This window comes from Pyrobaculum sp., assembly GCF_049971835.1.
Lineage (GTDB): Archaea > Thermoproteota > Thermoprotei > Thermoproteales > Thermoproteaceae > Pyrobaculum.
On record NZ_JBMFKV010000329.1, the window covers coordinates 1 to 1,666 of the forward strand.

Annotated in this window: 1 protein-coding gene; it reads right to left on the bottom strand. The window is 57.9% G+C overall.

Going from position 1 to position 1,666, the window contains the following annotated elements; all coding sequences use genetic code 11:
• Window positions 1-1,653 (bottom strand): cobaltochelatase subunit CobN (locus ACP5J3_RS14295; protein WP_428496293.1); only part of this gene is annotated, 1,653 nt, incomplete at its 3' end.
• Window positions 1,654-1,666 lie beyond the last annotated feature (13 nt).

Here is a 1,666-nt window from a genome sequence, read left to right on the forward strand (position 1 = left end):
GGCGAGCCCCGGCTCCACGTAGCCGCCCGCTACTGCGTTGAGGAAAGCCTCCACCTCCATATTTTTCACAAGCGACTGGTAGGTGTTTGCGATAAATTCGGCTACCTTCGCCCCCAGTCTGCACCTACCCCCTTCTAGGCACTCCTCTACAGCCGCCCTGATCTCCTCGTCGAGAATTTTCAACTTCTCCGGCTCCCGCCGGAGGACGGCGTCGTAATCCCACCCCCGCCTCCTCGCCAGCTCCCTATACGGCGAGGGGAAATCTCTGTCGTAGCGTAGGAGAAGCGCTATAAACTCCAGCGCGTCCTCCTTACTCCACGGCCTCCCAAATAAGTGGAGGCCCTTGGGTATAATAGTGCGGTTGTACCTATGCAACGCGGCGTGGATATCCTCCACAGATCCCCCATCTATGTGGAGCTGACGCGCCCTTTCTAGGATTTCTCTCTCCAAAAGCCTCGCCCTGTCGGGATCTAGCTTCTCCGCCTCTTCATATTCGTCGATAAGCGACGCCAGCTGGGCGTACTCCTCGTAGAGGCCGCTTGTGGTGAAGGGAGGCGTCATGTGGTTTACCATGACTGCGTAGCTCCTCCTCTTGGCGATGGTGGCCTCCGAGGGGTTGTTAACGTTGTAGATGTAGATATGCGGCACGTCGCCGATAAGCACGTCGGGGAAGCATTCGCTTGAGAGAAGCACCTCCTTCCCCGGGGTAAACTCCAAAGTGCCGTGCGTCCCCACGTGAACTACTACATCAGCCTTAAACACCTCCCTAATCCACCAATACGTCGCTAGGTACTGGTGGTGCGGAGGCACGTCGCGAGAGTGGTAGACTAGGTCAGGCCTCTCGTGGAAGCCCCTCGCCGGCTGGAGGATAACAGCCGCGTTGCCCAGCAACAGCGCAGGTACTACCAAATGGCCGTTCTCAACCATGTAGTCCCCTGGCGGCGGCCCCCACGTCCCGACTACCTTCTCCCTCACGGGAGGCGGCAGAGTGTTAAAGTACTGGAGATAACTTTCCACAGGTACGCGCACGCCGCCAGGCAACTTCCACTTCGGCACATTCACCAAACCCCCCTCTAGAAACGCCTCTCTGAGCTCCTGCGCAGTCTTAACCTCCACGGCGTATCCTCTCTCCCTTAGCGCCTTCAGCAACACCTCTAAAGTGCCGAATACGTCTAGATGCGACGCCCTCCCCAGATTCTCCTCACCCGGCGGGTAGTCGTAGACGACAAAAGCTATCTTGACCTGCTCCCTCGGCTTCCTCCTGAGGACGGCCCAGCGGAGGGCGCGCCTCAGCCTCTTCTCAAGCCTGTCCTCAACCACATCGAAGTAGTAAGCCACGCCGTCTATCTCCTCGCTGTACCCCCCAGCCCTGGGGGCAGTTGTCAAAATAGGCTCAGCCACTCCATCCGCCTCGGGGAAGGCCACTGTCGCTATGAGCTCCACAGGCGTCGCGCCTTCCTCCATCTGCCTCCACCTATCCACGTCGGTGTATCTAAGCCACACGGCGTTTAGCACGGGGACGTTAAGTCTCTTCAACAACTCAATAGTCTTCCTGGGGTCGAGCATAAAATGCCCGCCGTTTATCCTAAACCACTGATTCCAGAGAACAACATCGACGACGGGGACACCTCCCTTTGTGAAAAACTTCTCCATGGCATGGAGATTG